The sequence below is a fragment of the Acidovorax sp. GW821-FHT09A11 genome (assembly GCF_059418365.1).
In genome coordinates, this window is record NZ_JBWKPS010000011.1 from 24,572 (window position 1) to 49,728 (window position 25,157).

A 25,157-nucleotide genomic window follows, 5' to 3' on the forward strand; every position below is an offset into this window, starting at 1 on the left:
AACCCGATTCCATGGCCTACCTTCAACTGCGCGGCATCGAGAAATTCTTTGGTGAGCACCGCGCCATCAAGGGCATCGACCTCACCATCCAGCAAGGCGAGTTCATCGTCTTCGTCGGCCCCTCGGGCTGTGGCAAGTCCACGCTGCTGCGCCTGATCGCGGGGCTCGAAGCCATCGACGGTGGCTCGCTCATGCTCGATGGCCGCGACATCACCGACCAGCCGTCGAGCAAGCGCGACCTGGCCATGGTGTTCCAGAGCTATGCGCTGTACCCGCACATGAGCGTGTACGAGAACATGAGCTTCGCGCTCAAGCTGGCCAAGGTCGATCCGGCCATCGTGCGCGAGAAGGTCGAGCGCGCCGCTGCCATCCTGAACCTCACCACCTACCTGGAGCGCACGCCCAAGGAACTCTCGGGCGGCCAGCGCCAGCGCGTGGCCATCGGCCGCGCCATCGTGCGCGCGCCCAAGGTGTTTCTGTTCGACGAGCCGCTGTCCAACCTCGACGCGGCCCTGCGCGGCCAGACCCGAGTGGAGATCGCCAAGCTGCACCGCGACCTGGGCGCCACCACCATCTACGTCACGCACGACCAGGTGGAGGCCATGACCCTGGCCGACCGCGTGGTGGTGCTGCGCGACGGCGTCATCGAGCAGGTGGGCACGCCGCTCGAGCTGTACGACCAACCCGCCAACCAGTTCGTGGCCCAGTTCATCGGCACGCCGCAGATGAACGTGGTGCCCCTGCCGCAGCTGCCGCCACCGGTGCAGCAGCAGGCACCTGCGGGCGCCGAGGGCGGTGCCATCGGCCTGCGCCCCGAGAACATCACCGTGCGCAACACCGGCGTGACGCCGGTGGGCGGCCAGGTAGACCTGGTCGAAGCGCTGGGTGCCGAGACGCTGATCTATGTGAGCACACCAGGGGGCGCACAGTTCGTGGCCCGCCAGAACGACCGCACCAGCCTGCGCGCCGGTGATGCGGTCAGCCTGGACATCGACGCATCGCAAGCCCATTGGTTCGACCCCGCAGGCCGCGTGGTGGTCCGCCAGACCGCATGACCACCATGACCCTCGGACAAGAACTGCAAGGCAAGGTGGCGGCCATCACCGGCGCTGCATCGGGCATTGGCTTCGCCAGTGCCCAAGCCATGGCCGACGCGGGTGCGCGCGTGGTGCTGATCGACCGCGACGAAGCCGCGCTGGCCAAGGCCTGCGCTGCGATCGGTGCCAGCGCATTGCCGTTGGTACTGGACTTGCTGGACGCCAAGCAGTGCGCCAGCCTGCTGGCGCGCACGCTGGCCCTCGCCGGCCAGCTCGACATCTTCCACGCCAATGCCGGGCTTTACGTCGGCGGCGATCTGGTGGACGCCGACCCCGACGCCATCGACCGCATGCTGAACCTCAACGTCAACGTGGTGATGAAGAACGTGCACAACGTGCTGCCCCACATGATCGAACGCGGCACGGGCGACATCATCGTCACCAGCTCGCTGGCCGCGCATTTCCCCACGCCATGGGAGCCGGTCTACGCATCGTCCAAGTGGGCGGTGAACTGCTTCGTGCAGACCGTGCGCCGCCAGGTGTTCAAGCACGGCATCCGCGTGGGCTCCATCTCGCCCGGGCCGGTCATCACCTCGCTGCTCGCCGACTGGCCGGCCGAGAAGCTGGAAGAGGCCAAGGCCAGCGGCAGTCTCATTGAAGCGGCCGAAGTGGCCAGCGTGGTGCTGTTCATGCTCACGCGCCCCCGTGGCATGACCATCCGCGACGTGGTGATGATGCCCACGAACTTCGATCTTTAAACACCTGCATTCACGCACCATGAATTTCATCCTGCACCTGGGCCTGGGCTCGTTCCACCGCGCCCACCAGGCCGTTTACGTCCACGCATTGCGCCAGCAGGGAGACACCGGCTGGGCCATTGCGGGCGGCAACCTGCGCGCCGACATGGCCGACACCATCGCCGCGCTGCAGGCCCAGGGCGGCCGCTACACGCTGGAAACCGTCACGCCCCAGGGCGAGCGCAGCTACACCGTCATTGAATCGATCCAGCGCGTGATCCCCTACCGGGACGACCTGGCCCCGCTGATCGCCGCAGGTGCCGACCCCGCCACGCGCATCATCTCGTTCACGGTGACCGAGGCGGGTTACTACCTCGATGCGCAAGACCAGCTCGACTGGCCCAGCTTTGCCGACCTGCGCGCCGACCTCGCCGCCGTCAAGGCGGGCCAGGCGGGCCACACCCTCTATGGCGGCCTGGTGAGCATCCTGCGCGCGCGCAGGGCCGCCGGTGCCGGCCCCGTGACACTGATGAACTGCGACAACCTGCGCCACAACGGCGACCGCTCGCGCGGGGGCCTGCTGCAGTTCATCGACGCGCTGGGCGATGCCGCGCTCAAGGCCTGGGTGCAGGAGCACACGAGCAGCCCCAACGCCATGGTCGACCGCATCACGCCACGCCCCACGCCGGACGTGGCCGAGCGCGTGAAGGCCGCCACCGGCTGGGACGACCAGGCCGCGTTGATGGGCGAGAGCTTCATCCAGTGGGTGATCGAAGACGACTTCATCGCAGGCCGCCCCGCGTGGGAAAGGGTCGGAGTCGAGATGGTCGATTCGGTGCAGGCGTACGAAGAAGCCAAGATTCGACTGCTCAACGCCACCCACAGCTGCATTGCCTGGGCGGGCACGCTGGCGGGCTACCAGTACATCCACGAAGGCACGCACGATGCCGCCGTCCGCCAGATGGCCTACGACTACGTGACCGACGACGCGATCCCGGTGCTGCTGCCGTGCCCCATCGACCTGGAGGCCTACCGCGACGTGGTGCTGGACCGGTTTGGCAACCCTGCGATTGCGGACACCAACCAGCGCGTGGCCATGGATGCGTTTTCCAAGATCCCCGGCATGATCGCGCCCACCATCCGGGACCAGCTGGCCCGCGATGGCTCGTTCGACAGCGTGGCCGTGCTGCCCGCGCTGTTCCTGGCCTACCTGCAGCGCTGGCATGCCGGGCAGATCCCCTACACCTACCAGGACCAGGCCATGGACCCGGCCGTGGCGCATGCGATCTGCGATGCGCCGGACCTGGTGGCCGCCTATGCCGCGGATACCACCCTGTGGGGTGAAATGGCCTCAAACCCGCGGCTGGTTGCCACGCTGCGCAACGCCTTTGCCCGCGTGCAGGCCTTCGTGGCCGGGCGTGCGGAACGCCAGGGGTTGGTGTAAGTTGAGCGGCCCGACCACAGGAATGACGCCATGACCGTGAAGACGACGCCTGTCTCTCCGCGCCAGACCAAGCCCGAGCTGGAGCACGACTACGTGCGCTTTCCCGAGCTCGGGTACGAGTCGCCCGAGGCCGCAGGTTTCATCCGGTGCCTGTCGCATGGGTTTCCCACGCCGCTGGCGCGCTGGCACTACCACGACGAGTATGAGCTGCACCTCATCACCGCCACCTCGGGCAAGGTGTTCGTGGGCGACTGGATCGGGCAGTTCCAGCCCGGCCATCTGGTGTTGACCGGGCCGCGCCTGCCACACAACTGGATCAGCATGGACCTGCCCGAAGGCGGCGTGCCGCTGCGCGACCTGGTGATCCAGTTCTCGCACGCGCCGCTGGTCGCCAGCAGCGAGAGCATCCCCGAGCTGCGCGAGGTGTTGCCCCTGCTGGAGCGCGCACGCCATGGCATCGAGTTCTTTGGCATGGAGGCCCAGGCGCAGGAACACTGGCACCGCATCAAGGCGCGCCAGGGCCTGGCCCGGTTTGGCGCGTTCTGTGAATTCCTGAGCGACCTGGCCCGCTGCACCGACTTTCGATTGCTGTCGAGCACCCAGCTGCAAAGCGAGGACAACGACACCCAGCTCGACCAGATCAACGCCATCGTGAGCCGCATCACCGACCACCTGGCCGACCCGTTGTCGGCTGCCGACCTGGCACAGGAGCTGGGCATGACGGAGAGCCGGTTTTCCCGCTTCTTTCGCCGTGCCACGGGCAACACCTTCACCGACTTCGTGAACCTGGTGCGCGTGAACCGCGCGTGCCAGCTTCTGATGGAGACCGAGCGCTACATCACCCACATCGCCTACGACGTGGGCTTCAACAACATGGCCAACTTCAACCGCCGCTTTCTGGACATCAAGGGCATGACGCCCAGCGAATACCGCAAGCAGGGAGCCGGAAGATTCGGAAAGGCCCCGTGAAGTGGCGGGGCGCCTTCGCTGCGGGGCGGCCCTTGCCGGGCATCTGTGGCCTGGGTCGCGCCGGTTGCGTGCGGCGGAGGGCCTGGCTTCCACTTTGAACCACTGAAATCTGCCAACCACCCATGTACCTCGGAATTGATTTGGGCACCTCGGGTGTCAAGCTCCTGCTGCTCGACGAAACGCAGGCCGTGATCGCCACGGCCGACGCCGCCGTGCCCCAGCACCGCCCTCGGCCCACCTGGAGCGAGCAGCACCCGGCCGACTGGCTGGCCGCCGTGGAAGCCGCCGTGCCGCAGCTGCGCGCCCAAGCCCCCGCCGCATGGGCGCGGGTGCGCGGCATCGGGCTGTCTGGCCACATGCATGGCGCCGTGGTGCTGGGCGCGCAGGGCCAGGTGCTGCGCCCCGCCATTCTCTGGAACGATGGCCGCGCGAGCGCCGAATGCGCCGCGCTCGAGCAGGCCGTGCCCGCCGCGCACCAGGTCACCGGCAACCTCGCCATGCCCGGCTTCACCGCGCCCAAGCTGTTGTGGCTGCGCACGCACGAGCCGGCCGTGTTCGGCCAGATCCGCACCGTGCTGCTGCCCAAGGACTGGCTGCGCCTGCAGCTCACGGGCGATGCGGTGAGCGACATGTCCGACGCATCGGGCACGCTGTGGCTCGATGTGCAGGCCCGCGCCTGGAGCCCCGCGATGCTGCGGGCCTGCGGGCTCGATGCCTCGCACATGCCCGCGCTGGCCGAGGGCAGTGCACCCACGGGCACGCTGCGCAGCGATGTGGCCCGCCGCTGGGGCCTGAGCGGGGGCGTGGTGGTGGCCGCAGGCGCGGGCGACAACGCCGCCAGCGCCGTGGGCGTGGGCGCCCGCACCGCCGGGCAGGGCTTTGTGTCATTGGGCACGTCGGGCGTGGTCTTCCGGGTGACGGACGCCTTTGCGCCCGCCACCGAACGCGCCGTGCACGCCTTTGCCCATGCGCTGCCGCAGCGCTGGCACCACATGTCGGTCATGCTCAGTGCGGCAAGTGCGTTTGGCTGGGCCGCGCGGCTCACGGGGCAGGGCGATGAAGCCCGGCTGTCTGATGCCGTGGGTGCCCTCAGCCCCCACCGCCAGGCCCAGGCGCCGCTGTTCCTGCCCTACCTGAGTGGCGAGCGCACGCCGCACAACAACGCGGCTGCGACCGGCGTCTTCATGGGCTTGCGCGCCGAGCACGAAGCGGCGGACCTGGCCCATGCGGTGATGGAAGGCGTGGGCTTTGGCCTGCTCGACGGGCTCAACGCCATGCGGGCGGTCGGGGCAGGGCAGGGCCGTGCGCTCGGGGCGATCGGTGAGGGTGAGGATGCCCTGGCACTGGTCGGTGGCGGCGCCCGCAGCAACCCCTGGGCGCAATTGCTGGCCAGCGCGCTGGGCACGCCGCTGCAGCGTCCGCAGGGTGCACATGCTGCTGCCGCCCTGGGCGCGGCGCGGCTGGCGGCCATGGCCTGCGGTGGCGACGAGGCCCACTGGTGCCAGCCCTTGCCCGCCGACGCCACTTTCGACCCCCAGCCCGCACAACAAGCCCTGCTGGCCGAGCGCTACGCCCGCTTTGTCGCGCTATACCCGGCGCTGCAGTCGCAGTTCTGACGCTGCTCTCCGCACCCTCTTCACATCCACCATGACTTCGGTACACCACACTTCCCAGGCCACGGCCCCCGTCCAGGCCGCCATCGCGGGCGAGGCCCTCATCGACCTCATCCGCCGCCCCGATGGCAGCTACCTGCCGTGCCTGGGTGGCGCGCTGTACAACCTGTGCCGCGCGCTGGCCCGGCAGGACGTGGGCACGCAGTACCTCAACCCCTTGTCGCGCGACCGCTTTGGCCGCGAGCTGGCCGCGCAGCTGGTCGCCGACGGTGTGCTGCTGGCCCAGCCCGGGCCGGTGCAGCAAGTCACATCATTGGCCGTGGTCAATCTCAATGAACACGGCCACCCCGACTACGCCTTCTACCGCGAGGGCGTGGCCGACCGCGCCGTGTCGGCGCACGGTCTCAGCGAGGCCTGCGCCGCCTTGCCCGCGTTGCAGCTGGTCTGCACCGGCGCCCTCGCGCTCGATGCCCGCGACACCGCCATCTACCAGCCCTGGCTCGCAGCCCAGCGCGCCGAAGGCCGCTGCGTGGTGGTCGATGCCAACCTGCGCCCCTCGGTCATGCCCGACCTGGACGCCTACCGCACCACGGTGCACGCGGCGTTGGCACACGCCCACATCATCAAGGCCAGCGACGAAGACCTGGACCACCTGGCCGTGCCCGGCACCGGTGCCCTGGCCCGCGCCCGCCACCTCCTGGCCGCCAACCCCCAGGCCCATCTGCTAGCGCTGACGCTGGGCGCAGAGGGGGCCTGGCTGCTGCACCAGAGCGGCATGCAGTGTTTTGCCAAAGAAGCGCAGCCCCTGCGGGTCATCGACACCGTGGGCGCGGGCGACAGCTTCCTGGCGGGGCTGCTGGCGCACCTGCTGCGGCAGGCGCCGGCAGCGGGCGCTGCCAGCTTCGTGCAGTTCGTTGAAGCGCTGTCCGTCGAGGCCGGCCAGCAGGCTCTTCGCCATGCACTGGCCAGTGCGAGCCTGTGCGTGATGGAGCAGGGGTGTGTGCCGCCCGGGTGGGAGGCCGCGAGCGGGTGGGCGCGGGCGCACCCTTGCGTCGCCGGGTAGCGGCCGGCGCCGCCACGGTCTTGCGCCCGTGCCGGCCTGCGCGCAGGTGGGCTGGCGGGCTGGCGGTACGATGGCACCGGCCTGTCCGGGCAGGACAGCCCATCGCAACCTCCATCTTTGCCCGCGCGGACCTTGAATCCACCATGAAGCCCGTCCCTGCCCCTGTTCCCGTCACGGCCCATGCAGCGGCCGACGCCTGCAACGTGGTCCGCCAGTCCATCACCCACTGCTGCGCCCTCGACCACCACCACGATGCCGCCATCCTCGGCACATGGCTGGCCAACAAGACGCCCGAGAACCTGGCCGCCTGGATGGCGGCACCGGGCGCGATGGCGTGGGGTGTGTATCGGGGGGACACGATGGTGGGGTTTGCGCTGTGGGCACGCTCCACGCTGGCGCTTTGTTATGTGGTGCCAGAAGCATTGCACCAAGGTGTGGGCCGTGCCCTGCTGCTCGGCGCGGAGGCCCATGCGCGGCAGTTGGGCCTGGCGGCTGTGGGGCTTGAGAGCACGCGCACGGCGGAAGATTTTTACCGCCGCCACGGGTATGAACCATCGGGCGCGCTGCAGGTGTGGGCGGGGCTGCAGGCGCAACCCATGCGCAAGGTGCTGTGAGGCGGTTTTTTGCGCGGCGCGGTTGACGGTTGTGGCCCTGGTGGCGGCTGCGGGTTTTAGCGAACAATCGGGCGCTGGCGCCCGATTTATCTGCGCTGAAAGCTATTGTCTTTATAGCAAATTGGCTGCGCCGTACCTCCGCACGCGCCACCCGTGGGCGGGATGCCCGGGAGGGGGCTTCGGGGCGTGGGCCCTGTTCAGAGTTCCTGGGCGTAGACGATGAAGCCGTGGTGCTTGGCCATCTTGTCGTACAGCTGGCGCCCGGCCGCATTGGTTTCGTGGGTCTGCCAATACACCCGCGACGACTTCGCGGCACGCGCCGCGCCATACACGGCGTCGATGAGCGCGCGCCCCACGCCCCGGCCGCGCGCGGCTTCGCGGGTGAACAGGTCGCTGAGGTAGCACACGGGCTCGATGCGCGTCATGCTGCGGTGAAAGAGGTAGTGCGTCAGCCCCAGCATCTCGCCGCTGGCCGCATCGTGCGCCACCAGGCAGAAGACGGGTTCCGCCGGGTCGTGAAAACGCTGCCAGGTGGCCTGGGTGATGTGCTCGGGCAGCGCGGTGGCCCCAAAGCGGCCATAGAACGCGTTGTAGCCATCCCAGAGCGGGCGCCAGGCGGCGTAGTCTTCGGGCTGAACGGGGCGCACGGTAACGGGGGTGGTCATGGGCCGGCTTCCTGGGATTTACTGGAGCACCCGCCCCGGGTTCATGATGCCCTGCGGGTCGAGCGCCTGCTTGATGGCGCGCATCATCGACAACGCCACGGGCGACTGGTACTTCTCCAGCTTGTCGGCCTTGAGCTCCCCAATGCCATGCTCGGCCGAGAACGAGCCGCCGAACTCGGCCACGGCTTCGTACACCAGGTGGTGCACATGCTGCTCGTGCTCGCGCAGGAAGGCCTTGGCATCCCCCTCGGCCGGTGCCTGGACGTTGTAGTGCAGGTTGCCGTCGCCCAGGTGGCCAAAGTTGACCAGGCGCACGCCCGGGATTTCGCGCTGCAGCACCGCGTCGGTGTGCGCGACGAAGGCGGGGATGCGCGAGATCTGGATGGAGATGTCGTGCTTGATGTTCAGGCCCTCCTCGGCCTGCGCGAGCGGAATGTTCTCGCGGATGTGCCAGAGCTGGCTGGCCTGGGTGAGGTTCTCGGCCACGACGGCGTCGGTCACGCAGCCCATCTCGAACGCGGTCTCCAGCAGCGCTTCAAACCGCGCGCGGGCATGTTCTTCGGATTCGCTGTCGGAGTTTTCGAGCAGCACGCACCAGGGAGCGTTCTCGTCGCCGAGGAAGGGCACGCGCAACTGCGGCATGTGTTTGCCCACCAGGCTCAGCGCGAACTGGCCCATCACTTCAAAGCCCGTGAGGCCAGCGCCCAGCTGCTTGTGCGCCAGGCCCAGCAGGGCCACGGCGTGTTCCATCGACGGCACGGCGGCCCAGGCCGTGAGGCGGGCGGCGGGCTCGGGGTAGAGCTTGAGCGTGGCGGCGGTGATGATGCCCAGCGTGCCTTCGCTGCCGATGAACAGGTCGCGCAGGTCGTAGCCCGTGTTGTCCTTGCGCAGGCCCTTGAGGCCGTCCCACACCTCGCCCTGGGCGGTGACCACCTCGAGGCCCAGGCACAGGTCGCGCGCATTGCCATAGCGCACCACCTGCGTTCCGCCCGCGTTGGTGCCCAGGTTGCCGCCGATGGTGCAGCTGCCCTCGGCCGCCAGCGAGAGGGGGAACAGCACACCCGCATTGCGCGCCACGTCCTGCAGGTTCTGCAGGATGCAGCCGGCCTCCACCGTCATGGTGAGGTTGTCGGTGTCGATGCTGCGCACCGCGTTCATGCGCGTGAGGCTCAGCACGATCTGCGTGCCGGAATCATCGGGTGTCGAGCCCACGGCCAGGCCGGTGTTGCCGCCCTGCGGCACGATGGTGGTTCCCGCCGCCGCGCAGGCCGCGACCACGGTGGCCACCTCCTGCGTGGTGGCGGGGCGCACCACGGCCAGGGCCTTGCCGCGCACGCGGCGGCGCCAGTCCTGTTCCCAGGCGGTGAGGTCGCCCTCGGTGATCACGTGGGCAGGGCCGACGAGGGTGCGCAAGGTGTCGAGCAAGGTGGTCATGGACAAGCGTCTTCTTCAGTTCGAGGGAGGGGGATGGCGCGCGGGGCGGCTGGCATCAAGGGGCCGGCGTGGCCGCGGCGGCTGCCGCCGCCTTCGCGTTGCGCTGGCGCAGCCGCACGTGCAGTGTGCAGGCCACGAACAGGGCCAGGCACAGCGCGACCTCGGCCCAGGCCAGCCATTGCGACGGCGGCCTGTCGCTCCAGCCGCGCACCACGCCTTCGGTGAAGTACAGCCAGATCACCAGGCTGACCCAGCGGTAGGTGTACATGCGGTTCTTGAGGATGCCCGCCAGCGGGATGCACAACGGCAGCGCCTTGAGCGCGAGCCAGGTCCCGCCGGGCCGCAGGGGCGCCAGCACCAGTTCCCAGGCCAGGCACAGGACGATGAGCGCCAGCAGGCTGCCGGTGGCCAGCCAGCGTGTGGCACGGACGCCGCTGTCGGCGGGGCTGGAAGGGAGGGCGGGGGCTCTGGGGGATGCGGTCATTGGGGTGGCATCATATCGGCCATGCCTTTTTCCTTACAGACAGTAGCGTCGCGCTTCGAGGCGCTGATCACGGAACTGTCGCACTTTCCCTGGAAAACCACCGCGCTGACCCTGCGTGAACGCTTTCGCGAGGACCATCTGGGGCTCACCGCCAGCAGCCTGACCTTCACCACCATCCTCGCGCTGGTGCCGTTTTTTGCCGTCGCCCTGGCCGTGTTCACGGCATTCCCCATCTTTGGAAAGCTGCAGGACGTGTTGCAGCGCTGGCTGGTGGACAGCCTGGTACCCGACAGCATCTCCCGCCAGGTGCTGGGCTACCTCACCCAGTTCGCGGCCAAGGCCAGCGGCCTGGGCGTGGCGGGTTTCAGCATCCTGCTGGCCACGGCGCTGGCGCTGATCCTCACGATCGACCGCACGCTCAACGACATCTGGCGCGTGCAGCGCCTGCGGCCGCTGGGGCAGCGGGTGCTGATCTACTGGGCGGCCATCACGCTGGGCCCGCTGCTCATGGGGGCGAGCCTGGCGCTCACCTCGTATGTGATGTCGGCCTCCGGCGGGCTGGTCAAGCGCCTGCCCGACGGCGTGCAGCTGCTGTTCGATTCGATCCAGTTCCTCGTGCTGGCGGCGGGCATGGCGTCGCTGTACCACTATGTGCCCAACACCCCGGTGAAGTGGCGCCACGCGTGGACCGGCGGGCTCTTCGTGGCCGTGTGCATGGAGCTGGCCAAGAAGGTGCTGGCGCTGTACCTGGGCAACGTGCCCACCTATTCGGTGGTGTACGGCGCGTTCGCCACGCTGCCCATCCTGCTCATCTGGATCTACGTGGCCTGGGTCATCGTGCTGCTGGGGGCGGTGGTCACGGCCTACCTGCCCAGCCTTCTCGCGGGGGTGGCGCGGCGTGGAACCGTGGCGGGCTGGACGTTCCAGCTGGCCGTGGAGGTGCTGCAGGAGCTGCACCGGGCCCGCTTCCACGCCATGAAGGGGCTGCGGCCGAGCCAGCTGGCGCAGCGGCTGCGCGTGGACATGCTGCAGCTGGAGCCGGTGCTGGAGGCGCTGACGGCCCTGGACTGGGTGGGGCAGGTGAGCGATGCGGCGATGAGCGTGTCGGACGTGCCCGAGTCCCGGTACGTGCTGCTGATCGACCCGCAGAACACGCCGCTGGAGCCCCTGGTGCACAAGCTCCTGCTGGAACGCTCCACGAGCCTGGAGCCCCTGTGGGCGCGCGCGGGGCTGGGCGGCCTGCATGTGCGCGACGTGCTGCAGGCAGAGTAGGCCGTGGCTGGCCAGGCGGTCCGCTCCATTGGTTTGCTATTATTTTTATAGCTATCCGCGCATTGCAGTGAAGCGCCGTGGCCTGTTGGAGCCAGAAATCACAGGGATACCTTCCCCGTCCAGATGTCCTTGTACATCACCCAGTCGCCCATGAAGCTGTACAGGGGCCGCTTGAAGCTGGCCGGCTTGTTCTTCTCGAAGCCGAAGTGCCCCACCCACGCGAAACCGTAGCCGCAGAGCAGGCCGTACAGCAGGTACTGCGGCTTGCCCGTGGCGATGAGCATCGCCAGGCACACCAGCGTCAATGTCGAGCCGGCGAAGTGCAGTCTGCGGCAGGTGCGGTTGCTGTGCTCGCTCAGGTAGAAGGGGTAAAACTCCGCGAAGCTCTTGAAGGCGCGCGGATCGGTCGTGGGGGCGGCGCTGAGGTCCATCGTTGTCTCCTGGTTGTTTTCAAGCGCTTTATACGCCCAAGCCCGTCCCCATGGCGTGCCGGTTTGACAGGCGCCGCCGCGTGGTATTTAATTAATCGACTAGTCGATCTATTAATAACCGTGCGAGGTGTGCGATGCGGACCGTGAACCCCGAGCGCCACCAGGCGCGGCGGCAGCAGATCCTGGAGGCCGCGGTGGCCTGCTTCATGCGCAAGGGGTTCCATGCCACGCGCACGGCGGAGATCTGCGCCGAGGCGGGCATGAGCCCCGGCAACCTGTTCCATTACTTCCCGACCAAGGAGGCCATCGTTGCCGCCATCGTCGAGGAAGACCAGCGCGAGACCGCCGGGCGCTATGCCGCGGCGGCCCGCGCCCGGAACCTCTACCAGGCGCTCCAGGACATCGTGGAGGAGAGCGTCGCCCAGCTGGCCGACCCCGTGTACCTGCGCATCGGCGTGGAGGTGCTGGCCGAAGCGGTGCGCAACCCGCTGGTGTTTGCGAGCGTGGCCGGCAGCGAGGCGGGCCGCAAGGCGGCCCTGGTGCATCTGCTCGGCGCGGCCGTGGAGCGCGGGCAGGCCCGCCTCGCCCTGCCGCCGGCGCAGGCGGCGGACTGGATCCTGCTGCTGCTGGACGGCGCCTTTGGCCGGGCGATGGTGGAAGAGCGCTTCGACGCCGCTGCCTGCCGCACGCTGGTGCTGGGCGCGCTCGCGGCGGTGGTGGTGCCGGCCGCATGACGCGCGTGGCTTGCCCCGCCATGGACACCAACCGCTCGCCCCCGGACGGCAACCCGGCCCAGCCCGCCGGGGCGGCGAACCGCGAACATGCCATCGACGCGCTGCGGGGATTTGCCCTGCTGGGCATCGCCATGGTCAACGCGGGCAGCTTTGCGTCCACCTACTTCGGGGTGGGCGTGTCCGACCCGGCCTTCTCGCGGCCCGTGGACCATGCCGTGCGCTGGTTCGTGGCGCTGGTCTTCGAGACCAAGTTCTATCTGCTTTTCTCGCTGCTGTTCGGCTACAGCTTTGCGCTGCAGATGGACTCGGCCCAGCGCTCGGGCGGCGCGTTCGTGCCGCGTTTCCTGCGGCGCCTTCTGGGGCTGGGGCTGCTGGGGCTGGCACATGCCTGGCTGCTGTTCGCGGGGGACATCCTGGTGACCTATGCGCTCCTGGGCCTCGTGCTGCTGGCGCTGGGCCGGCTGCGCCCCGTGGCCGCCGTGGTGCTGGCCCTGGGGTTGCTGGGCATCACGGCCTGGGGCTGGGGGGCGATCGCCTGGCTGGTGGCGCTGGCCCCGCCGCTGGACCTGCCCGTGGCCGAACTGCACGCCAAGGCGCAGCAGGCCGCGCAGGCCTACCGCACCAGCGTGCAAGAGGCCATCGCGCAGCGGGGCCGCGACATGGCCGATGGCGTGTGGTTCGTGCTGGTGTTCGTGCAGGGGCCCTGCGCGCTGGCCATGTTTTTGCTGGGGCTGGCGGCTCGGCGCTCGGGCTACCTGGCCAGGGTGGCGCGGCAGCCGGCCCGGCTGCGCCGATGGATGGCGTGCTGCCTGCCCGTGGGCGCGGCGGGGGCCTGGTTCTACGCGTCCGTGCAGCCCGGGGCCAGCAGCGTCACCCACCCCGAGCACCTGGGGCTGGCCGCGTTGGCGGTCGATCTGGCCACGGCGCCATTCCTTACCTTTGGGTACGTCGCGGCGCTGCTCTGGCTGCTGCAAAGCGGCCCCGCCGGCCGCCGGCTGGGCGCGGTGCTGGAACCGGCGGGGCGCATGGCGCTGTCGAACTACCTGCTGCAGTCGCTGGTGGGGGCGCTGGTGTTCACGGCCTACGGCTGGGCGCTGGTGGGCCAGGTGGCGCCGCTTCTGGTGGGGCTGGGCGTGCTCGTACTGTACGGTGCCCAGCTGGCGCTGAGCCGGCACTGGATGGCCGCCCACGCCTATGGCCCGGTGGAGTGGCTGCTGCGCGCCGTCACGCTCTGGCAGCGGCCGGCATGGCGGCGCCGCGCGCGCTGACGGCGAGAGCGCGCACGGTGGACGCGGGGACGCGGGCCGGCCGCGCCCTGCCGTGCTGGTTCAGCGGGCCAGGAAGTCCCGCAGCGCGAACAGCGTTTCTTCCGGCGCTTCGGTCATCTGGTTGTGGCCCACCGGCAGGGGCGCGACCTGCACTGTCCTGCCCGCCGTGCGCGCGGCGTTGACCAGGCCCTGTGCGGCCTTGGGCGCGGTCATCTGGTCCTGCGTGCCCAGTGCAAACAGCACGGGGCAGGTCAGCTGGGCCATGGCCGCTTCGCCGCCGCCATAGCTGTCGCAGGCGACGAAACCCCGGTGAAACACGTTGACGGCGGGGTTGCTGCGCAGCACCTTGCGCCCGAGCGCCATGCCGGCGCCAAACACCCAGGTGCCGGGGCCCAGGGCGGAAGGGGGCGCCGCCAGCGTGCTGCGAGAAAACACGTTGACCATGCGCATGGCCTTCTCGGGATCGCTTTGCGAGGCCTCGATGAGCGCGGGCGACACCTTCATGGGAAACGCCGTGCCCACCAGCACCAGATGGCTGATGCGGTCCTTGAGCCGCGCGGCCGCCTCCATGGCGATGAGCGAACCCCAGCTGTGCCCCACCAGCGCCGCCCTCTGCACGCCGGCCGCGTCCAGCAGCGCGCCAATGAAGTCGGCGCCCTGCTCCACCGAGGCGGGCGCGTCGCCGCCGCTTCTGCAGTGGCCGGGCAGGTCGATGGCCAGCACGTTCCAGCCGTGGTTGGCCATGTAGCGGCTTTGCAGGGCCCAGACACTGTGGTCGTTCAGCACGCCATGGATGAAGACCACGGTGGGCTTGGATGCATCGAAGACCTTGCCCCCGGTGTAGCAGTAGACGGGGCTCTCGTTGACTTGAAGTTGCATGGCGTGTTCCTGTGTTCGCTCTCTTGTGTGGATTGTCTCGGTGGAAAAGGGGCATGGGGCTGGCGCCTAGCCAGGTGCCTGTCCGGTTGGGGCCATCGCGCGGTGCGTGTCCAGCGCCTCCAGCCAGCGCCGCGCGGCATCGCGAACGCGGTCGCTCGGGTCGTGCGCCGCCGTGGCTTGCGCCAGGGAGCGCAGGTGGGCCGCATCCTGCTTCCAGTAGCCCAGGCCCAGCACGGCCAGGAAGCGCACGGTTTCCTCGGCATCGCCCGTGGCGGCGCGCGCCAGCGCGGGCACGATGCGCGGAGCCCTTTCGCTGCCCAGGGCGCGGTCTCCCAGTGCCATGGCAGCGTGCTGGCGCACGAGCGGCGTGGGCGAGCCCAGGCCGCGCAGGGCTTCGTCCACGTCCGCCGGGCCCAGCGTGCAGGTGCCGCGCCCCGGAGCCAGCTTGCCCTGCAGGGCAAGCCGGAGGGCAGGGTGCTGCAGGCCGGCGTGTTCCAGGGGGGCATAGTCCAGCGGGCGGGGCTGAAGGCACCGGTCCCGAAAGGGCCCCAGCGGCGCGGCCAGGCCGCTGGCGACCAGGTCGTCCGCCAGCGTGCCCACCTGCGACAGCAGCCACCGCCCATCCCCCAGCTGCCCCAGCGCGCAGGCGCACCCGAGCCGGCCCGCGCGGCCAAGGTGGGCCCGGCTACCGCGTGGGACCGGCCGCAGCAGGTGGTGGCGCAGGGCGTCCAGCACCTCGGGGCTGGCGGATCCAATGTCGCCCAGGAGCCTGGCCGCGATGGACTGCGTGTCCGCGCGCTCCAGCAGCGCCAGCAAGGCGGGCGCCGCGACGGGGCCGAGCCGCCGCAGCGCGTGTTCGGTGTCCTGCGTGGCATGGTCCACGGCTTGTTGGCGGCCCAGGCCCAGCTCGGGCGCGGCTTCATTGCGCAGGCATGCCAGGTGATAGCGCAGTTGCTGGTCCGGGGGCAGCGCTTCCACGCGCAGCGCCTCCGCGATGGCGGCCGCATGGCCGGGAAGCAGGGCGGCGAAGGCATCGTCTCCCAGGCAGCGCCGGGCCCACTGCACGCCCTCGTCGCTGTCCTCATGCAGCAGCACGGCGAAGTCCGGCGTGAGCCGGTCCGACCAGGGCAAGGCCCGCAGCGCGGTGCGCAGGCGCTGGCATGCGCGCACCAGGGCCTCCAGGCATTGCTGCTCGGTGGCCCGCCAGTGCGCCACGTCGCCGCGACAGGCATGTGCCTGCAGCTCCTGCTGCATCCGGGCCAGGGCTGGGCTGTCGGCCGGCAGGTCAGGCCAGCCCCAGTCCGCCGGATTCCAGCGCAGGCTGTACAGCGTGCCGCCCCCGCCGTCATCGCCGCCGCCCTTGGCCTGGGCGTAGGCCTGTTCGCTGTTCAGCGCGATCGCGGGCAGGAAGAGGGGGCCATCAAGCTCGCGGCCCATGCCGGCCAGGGCGACCGCATAGAAGCGGTGCTCCGGGTGCCGGGCAAGGACGGCGCTGGCCACCGGGAGCGCGGCGTCAAGGAAGGCCTGCTCGAAGGCGTCCCAGGAAAACACGGGCTGTGGGGCTGCGGCTTGCATCGGCGTGGCTGGCGTGGTCGGGCCCAGGCCTTCAGGCGGCCTTCTCTGCGGCCTTGAGGGCGCGCTTCAAATCGTCGATCAGGTCGTCGGCATCCTCCAGCCCGATGGACAGGCGGATCGTGCCCTGCGTGATGCCGGCACCCGCCAGGGCCTCGTCGCTCATCCGGAAATGCGTGGTGCTGGCCGGGTGGATCACCAGGCTGCGGCAGTCGCCCACGTTGGCCAGGTGGCTGAAGACCTTGAGGGTTTCGATGAACTTCTTGCCCTGTTCGCGGTTGCCCTTGAGGTCGAAGCTGAACACCGAGCCCGCGCCGCGCGGCAGCAGCTTTTGCGCCAGCGCGTGGCTGGGGTGAGATGCGAGCATGGGGTGGCCCACGCGCGACACGAAGGGCTGAGCGGCCAGAAATTCGACCACCTTTTCGGTGTTGCGCATGTGCTGCTGCATGCGCAGCGGCAGGGTCTCGATGCCCTGCAGGATGAGCCAGGCCGTGTGCGGGCTCATGCAGGCGCCGAAGTCGCGCAGGCCCTCGCGGCGCGCGCGCAGCAGGAAGGCGCCCACGGTGCTCTCTTCGGCGAACACCATGTTGTGAAAGCCGTCGTAGGGCTGGGTCAGCTCGGCGAACTTGCCGGCGGATCTGGGGCCGTCCCAGTCGAAGCTGCCGCCATCGACCACGACGCCACCCACCACGGTGCCGTGGCCCGAGAGGAACTTGGTGGCCGAGTGGTAGACCAGATCGGCGCCATGCTCGAACGGCCTGATGAGCCAGGGCGAGGTCAGGGTGGAGTCCACCAGCAGAGGCACACCGGCCTCGTGCGCAATCGCGCTCACGGTGGGGATGTCCAGCACGTCCAGGCCCGGGTTGCCCACCGTCTCGCCAAAGAACAGCTTGGTGTTGGGCCGCACGGCGGCGCGCCAGGCGTCGATGTCGCCGGGCTTGACGAAGGTGGTCTCGATGCCGAAGCGCGAGAGCGTGTAGTGCAGCAGGTTCTGCGAGCCGCCATACAGCGCGGTGCTGGCCACGATGTGGCTGCCGGCACCCATCAGCGTGGCCACGGCCAGGTGCAGCGCGGCCTGGCCGCTGGCGGTGGCAATGGCGCCGACGCCGCCTTCCAGCGCCGCCACGCGCTGCTCCAGCACGGCGTTGGTGGGGTTGCTGATGCGGCTGTACACGTGGCCGCCACGCTCCAGGTTGAACAGCGACGCGGCATGGTCGCTCGACTCGAAGACGAAAGAGGTGGTCAGGTGGATGGGCACCGCGCGCGCGCCGGTGGCGGGGTCGGGGCTTGCACCCGCGTGCAGGGCCAGCGTGTCAAAGCCGGGGTCGGAGTAGCCGGGCATCTGTGTGTCTCCCATGTTGTCAATTCAGCCGGGCATTGTGGGCTATATTTGGTGCAAGACAGCCTCTAGCGCCTGCCGCGCTCTTCCCGCCCTCTTGGAGACCCAGAAACCATGAAAGTCAGCGACATCCTCCGCGTCAAAGGGAACACCCTCTACACCGTCACGCCGGACGAGCCGCTGGCGGGCGCCGTGGATGTGATGGCCGACAGGGACATCGGCTCGCTGGTGGTGATGGAGCTGGGCGATCTGGTGGGCATGCTCACCTTTCGCGAAGTGATCCAGGCCGTGGTGAGGAATGGCGGCAGCGTGGGCACCCTGCAGGTTCGCTCGGCCATGGACGATGCACCCCTGACCTGCACGCTCGAAACCGACATGGACGAGGTGCGCCGCATGATGCTGGACCGCCATGCGCGCTACATGCCGGTGATGGACCGCAAGATGCTCATGGGCGTGATCAGCTTCTACGACGTGGCCAAGGCCGTGGTGGACAGCCAGAACTTCGAGAACAAGATGCTCAAGGCCTACATCCGCGACTGGCCGGAAGACGACGCCCGCGGCGGCTGACCACGGCCGCGCCCTGGCGGCGCTCAGCGCGGGCGTGCTGCCTGCGCGCAGAGCCAGGCCTCCAGTTCGTCCGGTGGCAGCGGCTTGCCAAACAGATAGCCCTGCATGACGGGACACCCATGCGCCTGCAGCCATTGCTGCTGGCCCGTGGTTTCCACCCCTTCGGCCACCACCACCATGCCCAGGCTGTGGGCGATGCTGAGCACCGACACCGTGAGGGCCCGCGCGGTGGGGCTGGTGGTGAGGTCCTGCACGAAGGCCATGTCGAGCTTGAGCGCTGAAATGGGAAGGCGGTGCAGGTAGCTCAGGCTGGAATAGCCGGTGCCGAAATCGTCCAGCGACAGCCGGAATCCCTTGCCGTGCAGCGCCTCGATGTTGGCCAGCGTGACGGGCCGCGCGTCCATCATGACGCTCTCGGTGATTTCCAGAAGCACGTCGTCCGCGCGCAGCCCGTGGCGCCGCAGCGCATCGCACACCTGCTGCGCAAGGTCTGCCTGGTGGAAGCTGCGCCCTGACAGGTTGACCGCCACGCAGGGCACGTGGTGGCCCGCCGCGCGCCATGCCGACAGCTGCGCACAGGCCTCGTCCAGCAGCCACAGGGTCAGCTCGTGAATCAGGCCGGACTCTTCGGCCACGGGGATGAACCGGCTGGGCGGCACCATGCCCCATTCGGGGTGCTGCCACCGCGCGAGGGCTTCCACGCCGTGCAGGGTGCCGGGCGCTTCGCCGAGCACCTGGGGCTGGTAGTGCAGCGTCAGGCGGCGTTCGGCCAGGGCCTGGCGCAATGCGCGCTCCAGCGCTGCACGTTCCTGCGCGCGCCGGTTCATCTCCGCGCTGAACAATTGCAGACTGTGCCGGTGATCGCTCTTGGCCTGTGCCATCGCCTGGTCGGCATGGCGCAGCAGCGTCTCGATGGCGTCGCCGTCGTCGGGAAACATCGCGATGCCGATGCTGGCGTGGCAGACATGGGCCTGTCCATGGATGTCCATGGGCCGGGACATTTCCTCCAGCATGCGGTGCGCCGCCTGCACCGCTTCCTCGGTGGCGCACTCGGACAGCAGCAGCACGAATTCGTCGCCCGCCAGCCGGCCGATCAGGTCCCGCGCTCGCAGGCACTGCGTCAGCCGCCTGGCCACTTCGCACAACAGCGCGTCGCCCGCGGCATGCCCCTGCGTGTCGTTCACCTGCTTGAAGCGGTCCAGATCGACGAACAGCAGCGCGCCGGGGCGGCCGTCCTGCCGCAGGCCGGCCAGCGTGCGCCCGGCGCTGCTGAGGAACATCGCGCGGTTGGGCAGGCCCGTGAGCCCGTCAAAAAAGGCGAGGCGGTGAATGCGCTGCTGCGTGGCATTGCGCTCGATGGCCAGCGCGCACAGGTGCAGGCATACACCCACCAGCCGGTAGTGCAGCGCATCCGGGCCGCGCGGCTCGCGAAAGTAGAAGGCAAAGGTGCCCACCACCTTGCCCGTGTGGTCGCAGATCGGGCTGGACCAGCAGGCGCGCACGCCGCTGGGTGCGAACAGCGCGCGGTAGTCGTCCCACAAGGGGTCGGTGGCGATGTCGTTGACCGCCACGGGGATGCCCCTGAAGGCCGCGGTGCCGCACGACCCCGCACGGGGGCCGATGGGCAGGCCGTCGAGCGCCTGGCAGATGGCGGGAGGAAGCCCCGGTGCCGCCAGGGGGCGCAGCAGGCCTTGCTCATCCACGGCCAGGATGGAGGCGGTGACTTCGGGGGCGATGCGCTCCACTTCGTGGCAGACGAGGGCCATCAGATCGGCCAGGGGCAGTTCATTGACCATGCCCTCGAGCACCCGCTTTTGCAGCACCTCGTGCATCTTGGTGAGCGTGATGTCCGTCAGCACGGTGATGCTGCCGCCCGGCCCGCCCGAGGCCTCGTCCGATGCATTGATCATCATCGACACCCAGCGCGGCGCGCCGGCCCGGCTGTACAGCAGGGTCTCGGTGTGGAAACTGCCCTCGGTGTGCATGCCGCTGCGGATGTCGGCGAGCAGCCCCGGGTCGGAGTGCGGGCCCAGCAGCACATCGCTCAGGTGCCGCCCGAGCACCTCCTGGGGCCTGAAGCCGAACAGGCGGGTGAAGCCCTCGTTGATGTACACGACGAGCCTGGCGCTGTTGCTCATCACGATGGCGTTGTCGCTGGCATCCAGGGCCCTGCGCAGCGGGGCGTCTGCCAGGAGGCCTGTCGGTGGGCGGTCCAAAGGGGAGGGGGAGCCTGGAAGGTGCGGAGCTGAAACGGGCATGGTTGTCCCAAAGATCGTCCACCCATGCTAGCAAGCGCATCCCGCGATGCCAAGCAGGTTGGTTGCGCGTGGTATCCGCACCGCACGGAGGGCCCGCCTTCGGGCTCCTGGCGCACGGCACGGGCCATCACCCCGGGGGGCAAGGCGCGGCCGTGCGGCCGCTCTGGGATAATCCCGCGCCATGAGCGGCAATACTTTCGGATCCTTATTCGCAGTCACCAACTTTGGTGAATCCCACGGCCCGGCCATTGGCTGCGTGATCGACGGCTGTCCGCCCGGCATGGCGCTCGCCGAGGCCGACATCCAGGCCGACCTGGACCGGCGCCGCCCCGGCACCAGCCGCCACGTCACCCAGCGCAACGAGCCCGATGCGGTGGAGATCCTGTCGGGCGTGTACGAAGGCAAGACCACCGGCACGCCGATCGCGCTGCTGATCCGCAACACCGACCAGCGCAGCAAGGACTACAGCAACATCGCCGAGAGCTTTCGCCCCGGCCATGCCGACTACACCTACTGGCACAAGTACGGCATCCGCGACCCGCGCGGCGGAGGCCGGTCTTCCGCCCGCCTGACGGCGCCCACGGTGGCCGCTGGCGCCGTGGCCAAGAAGTGGCTTGCGCAGCGGTACGGCGTGCAGTTCCGCGCCTGCATGACACAGCTGGGCGACCTGTCCATCCCGTTCGAGAGCTGGGACCACGTGCGCAGCAATCCCTTCTTCGCCCCCGTGGCCGACGTGCAGCAGTACGAGGATTACATGGACGCCCTGCGCAAGGCCGGTGATTCCTGCGGTGCCCGCATCCGCGTGCAGGCCACCGGCGTGCCCGTGGGGCTGGGCGAGCCGCTGTACGACAAGCTCGATGCCGACATCGCCCACGCCATGATGGGCCTGAACGCGGTGAAGGGCGTGGAGATCGGGGCGGGCTTTGCCAGCGTGGCCCACCGGGGCACGATGCATGGCGATTCGATGACGCCCCAGGGCTTTCGCACGAACAACGCGGGCGGCGTGCTGGGCGGCATCAGCACCGGGCAGGACCTGGAGGTGAGCATCGCGATCAAGCCCACCAGCTCCATCATCAGCCCGCGCGAATCGATCGATGTGCACGGCAAGAGCACCGAGGTCGTCACCAAGGGCCGCCACGACCCCTGCGTGGGCATCCGCGCTGCGCCCATCGCCGAGGCGCTGCTGGCGCTGGTCGTCATGGACCATGCCCTGCGCCACCGCGCGCAGTGTGGCGATGTGGTGCCGCCGGTGCCGCCCATCCAGGCATCGTTTCTGTAGGAATCGGCATGGCACAGCGCACCGGGCCCGGCCCGGGCGCTTCGCCGCCGTGGTTTGCGGGGCGTGCAGGGATGCGCGCCCTTTTTACTGGACTGGACAAGGCACTCTCCATGCGCAGGTTGTTGGCACAGGCATTCCGTGGTTCAGGATGGGCGCGCGGCGGCGCGGTGCTCGCGGCGGCGGGCGTCCTCGGGGGCCTGCTGGCGGGTTGTGGCACGGCCACGCGATGGGCCGGCGATCCGGCACCTGCGCACATCGACATCACGCTCATCGGCTTCAACGACCTGCATGGCAACATGGAGCCGCCCCGCATGGCGCATGCCGTCCCAAGCCCCGCAGGGCCGGTGGCGGTGCCTGCGGGCGGGATGGCGTACTTCGCGAGCGCCATCGCAGCCCTCAAGGCGCGGGGGCCGCACCACGCGGTCGTGTCCGCCGGCGACATGGTCGGTGCGTCGCCGCTGGTGTCCTCGCTGTTCCTGGACGAGCCCACCATCGAGGCCGTCAACGAGATGCAGATCGACTTCAACGCGGTGGGCAACCATGAGTTCGACCGCGGCTGGCGCGAGCTGCTGCGCCTGCAGCAGGGAGGTTGCGAGAAGTTCACGGCGCGCCAGCCCTGCCAGATCAGCCAGCCATTCAAGGGCGCCCGCTTTGGCTTCCTGGCCGCGAACACGGTGCGCGTCGAGGACGGGCGGACACTGCTGCCCGCGACGGGGCTCAAGCGCTTCACGCAGGGTGGCACCACGGTGACGCTGGGCGTCATCGGGCTCACGCTCCAGGCCACGCCCACCATGGTGAGCCCCTCGGGCGTGGCCGGGCTGCGCTTCGAGGACGAGGCGGCCACGGCCAATGCCCTGATTCCCCAGCTCAAGGCGCAGGGCGCCGACGTGATCGCGGTCGTCATCCATGAAGGCGGCAGCACCACGGCCGGGGTGCAGGAGACCAGCTGCGCGGGCCTCTCCGGCGACATCGTCCCCATCCTGGAGCGCCTGGACCCCGCGGTGGACGTGGTGGTCTCCGGCCACACGCACCAGGCCTACGTGTGCGACTACGCCCGTGTGAATCCCGCCAGGCCCTTCCTCCTGACCAGTGCAGGCCAGTATGGGACGCTGCTCACCGACATCCAGCTGCGTGTGGACACCCGCACGCGCCGCGTGGTGCGCAAGACGGCGCGCAACGTCATCGTGCAGGGAGAGGCCTTCACCGGCAGCCAGGGACACGTGCCCATGACCTCGGCCGTGCCTTCCTTCCCGGCCGATCCGGCGGTGCAAAAGATCGTCGACACCTACCGCGCGGCGGCCATACCGCTGGCGCAGCGCCCGGTGGGGCAGGCCGTGTCGGCCCTGCGCCGCGTGCTGACGCCCTCGCTGGAGAGTGCCCTGGGCAACCTGGTCGCCGATGCGCAGCTCCACGCCACGCGCGCGCCGGAGCAGGGCGGGGCGCAGCTGTCCTTCATGAACCCGGGGGGGCTGCGTGCCGACCTGGTGCCGGATGGGCAGGGCCTGGTGCGCTACGGGCAGCTGTTTGCCGTGCAGCCCTTTGGCAACCAGCTGGTCGTGAAGACCTTCACGGGCGCGCAGATCAGGGCGGTGCTGGAGCAGCAGTTCGCCAGCGGCAGCAACACCGTGCAGCGGCCCCGCGTGCTGTCGGTCTCATCGGGCTTTGCCTACCAGTTCGACCTGTCCCGGCCGGCGGGCGAGCGCGTCAGCCAGATGGTGCTGCAGGGTGCTGCGCTGCGTGACGACATGCCGGTGCGCGTGGTGATGAGCAGCTACCTCGACAGCGGCGGAGACAACTTCACCGTGCTGACCGAAGGGCGCGACCGCCTGGTGGGCGGGCTGGACCTGGACGCGCTGGAGGCCTACTTCCGCATGCAGAGTCCGGTGGCCGTGCCTGCGACCAACCGCATCACGTCCGTCGCGCGCGCCGTGCGTTGAGCGGCGGCGGCTATTCCTTGCCCGGGCGCAGTGCCGCCAGCCAGCGCAGCGGGTTGAAGCCCGTGACCAGGCCGGTGGCCACCAGCACGAGCGCGCCGCCCCAGAGCATGCCGGGGCCCAGGGCCTCGCCCAGGAACACATGCCCCCAGGCCACCCCGAACAGCGGGATCATGAACGCGGAACTCATCGCCGCCACCGGGGATACCTGGGCGAGCACGCGCAGGTTGAGCCAGTAGGCCAGGCCCGAGGTGGCGATGCCCATGACCGCCACCGCCGCCACGGCCCCGGGGGTGAAGCGGGCTTCGGGCAGGCTCCATGCGGCGCCCGGCAGCAGCAGCACCAGCGCGGCGGCGTGGATGCCCGCGGCGATCGACAGGGGCGACATGCGCGTGGTGGCCCGCTTCATCCAGGTGGTGGAGACCCCGTAGCAGGCCGACGCGATGATGCAGGCCAGCGCCGCGACCAGCAGGGACGGCGTGGGCTCCACCGGGCCGAGCTGCACGATCAGGGCCACGCCCGCGAAGCCGCACAGGCAGCCCAGCCACTTGCGCTGGCTCAGCGTGTCCTCCTTCATCCATGCGGCCGCGAGCACGCTGAAGGGAACGGCCATCGTGTTGAGCAATGAGCTGTAGCCCGCCGGCAGGTGCAAGGCGGCCCAGGCATACAGCAGGAACGGCAGCGCCACGGTGAGCGTGCCCAGCCCGAACAGCTCGCGCCAGTGGCGCCACGGCCAGGGCTCGCCGGCCGCCCGCATGATGGCGACCAGGGTCAGCGTGCCCAGCCCGATGCGCAGGGCGGCCATCACGTTGGGCCCCAGCAGCGGGCTTGCGATGCGGATGAAGAGAAACGAAGCGCCCCAGAGGGCCGACAGCAGCACCAGCTGCAGGAAGTGGCGGGTTTTCACCGCAGGCATTGTCGGGCAGCCGCGGTGTTTCTGTGCACCAGGGGGGTGTTTTGCCCATGAAAATAGCCTCTGGCGCTTTTACTTCAAGCGCCGAAGGCTATATTTTTGATAGCGTATCGCCAAGGTGGCCGCTGGGCCTGGCTGGAGGCGGGTGCGTGGGCAGCCCAGCCCGGCAACAAACGGGCCGTGGGCGCCGCGGCGGTTATTTGCGCACTTCGTCCACCATCGCGCGGAAGTCGTCGATGTCCTCGAAACTGCGGTACACGCTGGCAAAGCGGATGTAGGCCACCTTGTCGAGCTTCTTGAGCTCGCGCATGACCAGCTCGCCGATGCGGCTGGAGATCACTTCGCGCTGGCCGAGGTTGAGCAGCTTTTCCTCGATGCGCTCGATGGCGCTGTCGATCTGGTCCGTGCTGACCGGGCGCTTGCGCAGCGCCAGATTGAAGGAAGCGAGCAGCTTGGCGCGTTCGTACTCGATGCGCCGGCCATCCTTCTTCACGATGGCCGGGAAGCTCACTTCCGGCCGTTCGTAGGTGGTGAAGCGCTTGTCGCACGCGCCGCACTGGCGGCGGCGGCGGATGAACACCCCATCTTCAGACACCCGCGTTTCGACGACTTGCGTTTCCAGGTTGCTGCAGAAGGGGCACTTCATGGCGG

The 25,157-nt window shown here is 69.4% G+C and carries 23 protein-coding genes; 13 read left to right on the forward strand and 10 right to left on the reverse strand.

Annotated elements, in window-relative coordinates; genetic code table 11:
- Positions 1-11 precede the first annotated feature (11 nt).
- The 7 genes from AC07PV_RS21570 (at position 12) to AC07PV_RS21600 (ending at position 7,477) form a co-directional block, all read left to right on the forward strand.
- On the forward strand, positions 12-1,055 hold the full coding sequence (locus AC07PV_RS21570; RefSeq protein WP_369642825.1) for an ABC transporter ATP-binding protein: 1,044 nt from the start codon (positions 12-14) through the stop codon (positions 1,053-1,055).
- Between the two features lie 5 nt (positions 1,056-1,060).
- Positions 1,061-1,795 (forward strand): SDR family oxidoreductase, encoded by a 735-nt coding sequence (locus AC07PV_RS21575; protein WP_218341561.1) that lies wholly within the window; start codon positions 1,061-1,063, stop codon positions 1,793-1,795.
- 19 nt (positions 1,796-1,814) lie between these two features.
- A complete protein-coding gene (gene dalD / locus AC07PV_RS21580; protein WP_494631286.1) occupies positions 1,815-3,218 on the forward strand; it encodes a D-arabinitol 4-dehydrogenase in 1,404 nt (467 codons plus the stop codon).
- A 30-nt stretch (positions 3,219-3,248) separates the two neighbouring features.
- Positions 3,249-4,187 (forward strand): AraC family transcriptional regulator, encoded by a 939-nt coding sequence (locus AC07PV_RS21585; RefSeq protein ID WP_218297734.1) that lies wholly within the window; start codon positions 3,249-3,251, stop codon positions 4,185-4,187.
- Between the two features lie 122 nt (positions 4,188-4,309).
- Positions 4,310-5,803: a xylulokinase gene (xylB, locus tag AC07PV_RS21590; RefSeq protein ID WP_494631287.1), complete on the forward strand. Its 1,494-nt coding sequence runs from the start codon at positions 4,310-4,312 to the stop codon at positions 5,801-5,803.
- A gap of 31 nt (positions 5,804-5,834) precedes the next feature.
- Positions 5,835-6,863 carry a PfkB family carbohydrate kinase gene (locus tag AC07PV_RS21595; RefSeq protein ID WP_492245416.1) on the forward strand — a complete coding sequence of 343 codons (1,029 nt, stop codon included), beginning with the start codon at positions 5,835-5,837 and terminating at the stop codon, positions 6,861-6,863.
- Positions 6,864-7,006: 143 nt separating this feature from the next.
- Complete coding sequence (locus AC07PV_RS21600) at positions 7,007-7,477, forward strand: GNAT family N-acetyltransferase (protein ID WP_494631288.1); 471 nt, start codon at positions 7,007-7,009, stop codon at positions 7,475-7,477.
- Between the two features lie 197 nt (positions 7,478-7,674).
- Here the strand turns inward: AC07PV_RS21600 and AC07PV_RS21605 are convergent, their stop codons facing one another.
- The 3 genes from AC07PV_RS21605 to AC07PV_RS21615 are packed head-to-tail and all read right to left on the reverse strand — an operon-like array spanning position 7,675 to position 10,060.
- Positions 7,675-8,142 (reverse strand): GNAT family N-acetyltransferase, encoded by a 468-nt coding sequence (locus AC07PV_RS21605; RefSeq protein WP_494631289.1) that lies wholly within the window; start codon positions 8,140-8,142, stop codon positions 7,675-7,677.
- An 18-nt stretch (positions 8,143-8,160) separates the two neighbouring features.
- Positions 8,161-9,576, reverse strand: a complete 1,416-nt coding sequence (locus AC07PV_RS21610) for an FAD-binding oxidoreductase (protein ID WP_218341566.1) — start codon at positions 9,574-9,576, stop codon at positions 8,161-8,163.
- Positions 9,577-9,631: 55 nt separating this feature from the next.
- The gene (locus AC07PV_RS21615; protein ID WP_494631290.1) at positions 9,632-10,060 is read right to left on the reverse strand and encodes a DUF2069 domain-containing protein; all 429 of its coding nucleotides are present in this window, start codon (positions 10,058-10,060) and stop codon (positions 9,632-9,634) included.
- A gap of 21 nt (positions 10,061-10,081) precedes the next feature.
- Here AC07PV_RS21615 and AC07PV_RS21620 point away from each other — a divergent pair, with 21 nt between their 5' ends.
- Positions 10,082-11,332 (forward strand): YihY family inner membrane protein, encoded by a 1,251-nt coding sequence (locus tag AC07PV_RS21620; protein WP_218297727.1) that lies wholly within the window; start codon positions 10,082-10,084, stop codon positions 11,330-11,332.
- Between the two features lie 98 nt (positions 11,333-11,430).
- On the opposite strand, the gene AC07PV_RS21625 is transcribed toward AC07PV_RS21620, so the two are convergent.
- The gene (locus AC07PV_RS21625; protein ID WP_218297726.1) at positions 11,431-11,763 is read right to left on the reverse strand and encodes an Mpo1-like protein; all 333 of its coding nucleotides are present in this window, start codon (positions 11,761-11,763) and stop codon (positions 11,431-11,433) included.
- A gap of 134 nt (positions 11,764-11,897) precedes the next feature.
- On the opposite strand from AC07PV_RS21625, the gene AC07PV_RS21630 reads away from it, so the two are divergent.
- Positions 11,898-12,497, forward strand: coding sequence for a TetR/AcrR family transcriptional regulator (locus AC07PV_RS21630; protein ID WP_494631292.1), 600 nt, complete (start codon positions 11,898-11,900; stop codon positions 12,495-12,497).
- A gap of 20 nt (positions 12,498-12,517) precedes the next feature.
- The gene (locus AC07PV_RS21635) at positions 12,518-13,765 is read left to right on the forward strand and encodes a DUF418 domain-containing protein (RefSeq protein ID WP_494631293.1); all 1,248 of its coding nucleotides are present in this window, start codon (positions 12,518-12,520) and stop codon (positions 13,763-13,765) included.
- A gap of 60 nt (positions 13,766-13,825) precedes the next feature.
- On the opposite strand, the gene AC07PV_RS21640 is transcribed toward AC07PV_RS21635, so the two are convergent.
- The 3 genes from AC07PV_RS21640 to AC07PV_RS21650 form a co-directional block, all read right to left on the reverse strand.
- A complete protein-coding gene (locus AC07PV_RS21640) occupies positions 13,826-14,644 on the reverse strand; it encodes an alpha/beta fold hydrolase (RefSeq protein WP_218297723.1) in 819 nt (272 codons plus the stop codon).
- 66 nt (positions 14,645-14,710) lie between these two features.
- The gene (locus tag AC07PV_RS21645) at positions 14,711-16,219 is read right to left on the reverse strand and encodes a HEAT repeat domain-containing protein (protein WP_494631294.1); all 1,509 of its coding nucleotides are present in this window, start codon (positions 16,217-16,219) and stop codon (positions 14,711-14,713) included.
- Positions 16,220-16,250: 31 nt separating this feature from the next.
- A complete protein-coding gene (locus AC07PV_RS21650; RefSeq protein WP_369643763.1) occupies positions 16,251-17,558 on the reverse strand; it encodes an O-acetylhomoserine aminocarboxypropyltransferase in 1,308 nt (435 codons plus the stop codon).
- Between the two features lie 111 nt (positions 17,559-17,669).
- Here AC07PV_RS21650 and AC07PV_RS21655 point away from each other — a divergent pair, with 111 nt between their 5' ends.
- A complete protein-coding gene (locus tag AC07PV_RS21655; RefSeq protein WP_218297720.1) occupies positions 17,670-18,122 on the forward strand; it encodes a CBS domain-containing protein in 453 nt (150 codons plus the stop codon).
- 23 nt (positions 18,123-18,145) lie between these two features.
- Here the strand turns inward: AC07PV_RS21655 and AC07PV_RS21660 are convergent, their stop codons facing one another.
- The gene (locus AC07PV_RS21660) at positions 18,146-20,380 is read right to left on the reverse strand and encodes a sensor domain-containing protein (protein ID WP_494631295.1); all 2,235 of its coding nucleotides are present in this window, start codon (positions 20,378-20,380) and stop codon (positions 18,146-18,148) included.
- 181 nt (positions 20,381-20,561) lie between these two features.
- On the opposite strand from AC07PV_RS21660, the gene aroC reads away from it, so the two are divergent.
- The gene (gene aroC / locus AC07PV_RS21665; RefSeq protein WP_218297718.1) at positions 20,562-21,659 is read left to right on the forward strand and encodes a chorismate synthase; all 1,098 of its coding nucleotides are present in this window, start codon (positions 20,562-20,564) and stop codon (positions 21,657-21,659) included.
- A 110-nt stretch (positions 21,660-21,769) separates the two neighbouring features.
- Complete coding sequence (locus tag AC07PV_RS21670) at positions 21,770-23,596, forward strand: bifunctional metallophosphatase/5'-nucleotidase (RefSeq protein WP_494631297.1); 1,827 nt, start codon at positions 21,770-21,772, stop codon at positions 23,594-23,596.
- Positions 23,597-23,606: 10 nt separating this feature from the next.
- Here AC07PV_RS21670 and AC07PV_RS21675 read toward each other — a convergent pair whose 3' ends face one another.
- Together AC07PV_RS21675 and nrdR are read right to left on the reverse strand one after the other, a co-directional pair.
- The gene (locus AC07PV_RS21675) at positions 23,607-24,509 is read right to left on the reverse strand and encodes a DMT family transporter (protein WP_494631298.1); all 903 of its coding nucleotides are present in this window, start codon (positions 24,507-24,509) and stop codon (positions 23,607-23,609) included.
- 193 nt (positions 24,510-24,702) lie between these two features.
- Positions 24,703-25,152: a transcriptional regulator NrdR gene (gene nrdR, locus AC07PV_RS21680; protein ID WP_218297715.1), complete on the reverse strand. Its 450-nt coding sequence runs from the start codon at positions 25,150-25,152 to the stop codon at positions 24,703-24,705.
- Between the last annotated feature and the right edge of the window lie 5 nt (positions 25,153-25,157).

Excerpts from the sequence above, each read along its gene's own strand:
- AC07PV_RS21570 (WP_369642825.1), top strand. The coding sequence starts at position 12 with ATGGCCTACCTTCAACTGCGCGGCATCGAGAAATTCTTTGGTGAGCAC.
- AC07PV_RS21575 (WP_218341561.1), top strand. The coding sequence starts at position 1,061 with ATGACCCTCGGACAAGAACTGCAAGGCAAGGTGGCGGCCATCACCGGC.
- dalD (WP_494631286.1), top strand. The coding sequence starts at position 1,815 with ATGAATTTCATCCTGCACCTGGGCCTGGGCTCGTTCCACCGCGCCCAC.
- AC07PV_RS21585 (WP_218297734.1), top strand. The coding sequence starts at position 3,249 with ATGACCGTGAAGACGACGCCTGTCTCTCCGCGCCAGACCAAGCCCGAG.
- xylB (WP_494631287.1), top strand. The coding sequence starts at position 4,310 with ATGTACCTCGGAATTGATTTGGGCACCTCGGGTGTCAAGCTCCTGCTG.
- AC07PV_RS21595 (WP_492245416.1), top strand. The coding sequence starts at position 5,835 with ATGACTTCGGTACACCACACTTCCCAGGCCACGGCCCCCGTCCAGGCC.
- AC07PV_RS21600 (WP_494631288.1), top strand. The coding sequence starts at position 7,007 with ATGAAGCCCGTCCCTGCCCCTGTTCCCGTCACGGCCCATGCAGCGGCC.
- AC07PV_RS21605 (WP_494631289.1), bottom strand. The coding sequence starts at position 8,142 with ATGACCACCCCCGTTACCGTGCGCCCCGTTCAGCCCGAAGACTACGCC.
- AC07PV_RS21610 (WP_218341566.1), bottom strand. The coding sequence starts at position 9,576 with ATGACCACCTTGCTCGACACCTTGCGCACCCTCGTCGGCCCTGCCCAC.
- AC07PV_RS21615 (WP_494631290.1), bottom strand. The coding sequence starts at position 10,060 with ATGACCGCATCCCCCAGAGCCCCCGCCCTCCCTTCCAGCCCCGCCGAC.
- AC07PV_RS21620 (WP_218297727.1), top strand. The coding sequence starts at position 10,082 with ATGCCTTTTTCCTTACAGACAGTAGCGTCGCGCTTCGAGGCGCTGATC.
- AC07PV_RS21625 (WP_218297726.1), bottom strand. The coding sequence starts at position 11,763 with ATGGACCTCAGCGCCGCCCCCACGACCGATCCGCGCGCCTTCAAGAGC.
- AC07PV_RS21630 (WP_494631292.1), top strand. The coding sequence starts at position 11,898 with ATGCGGACCGTGAACCCCGAGCGCCACCAGGCGCGGCGGCAGCAGATC.
- AC07PV_RS21635 (WP_494631293.1), top strand. The coding sequence starts at position 12,518 with ATGGACACCAACCGCTCGCCCCCGGACGGCAACCCGGCCCAGCCCGCC.
- AC07PV_RS21640 (WP_218297723.1), bottom strand. The coding sequence starts at position 14,644 with ATGCAACTTCAAGTCAACGAGAGCCCCGTCTACTGCTACACCGGGGGC.
- AC07PV_RS21645 (WP_494631294.1), bottom strand. The coding sequence starts at position 16,219 with ATGCAAGCCGCAGCCCCACAGCCCGTGTTTTCCTGGGACGCCTTCGAG.
- AC07PV_RS21650 (WP_369643763.1), bottom strand. The coding sequence starts at position 17,558 with ATGCCCGGCTACTCCGACCCCGGCTTTGACACGCTGGCCCTGCACGCG.
- AC07PV_RS21655 (WP_218297720.1), top strand. The coding sequence starts at position 17,670 with ATGAAAGTCAGCGACATCCTCCGCGTCAAAGGGAACACCCTCTACACC.
- AC07PV_RS21660 (WP_494631295.1), bottom strand. The coding sequence starts at position 20,380 with ATGCCCGTTTCAGCTCCGCACCTTCCAGGCTCCCCCTCCCCTTTGGAC.
- aroC (WP_218297718.1), top strand. The coding sequence starts at position 20,562 with ATGAGCGGCAATACTTTCGGATCCTTATTCGCAGTCACCAACTTTGGT.
- AC07PV_RS21670 (WP_494631297.1), top strand. The coding sequence starts at position 21,770 with ATGCGCAGGTTGTTGGCACAGGCATTCCGTGGTTCAGGATGGGCGCGC.
- AC07PV_RS21675 (WP_494631298.1), bottom strand. The coding sequence starts at position 24,509 with ATGCCTGCGGTGAAAACCCGCCACTTCCTGCAGCTGGTGCTGCTGTCG.
- nrdR (WP_218297715.1), bottom strand. The coding sequence starts at position 25,152 with ATGAAGTGCCCCTTCTGCAGCAACCTGGAAACGCAAGTCGTCGAAACG.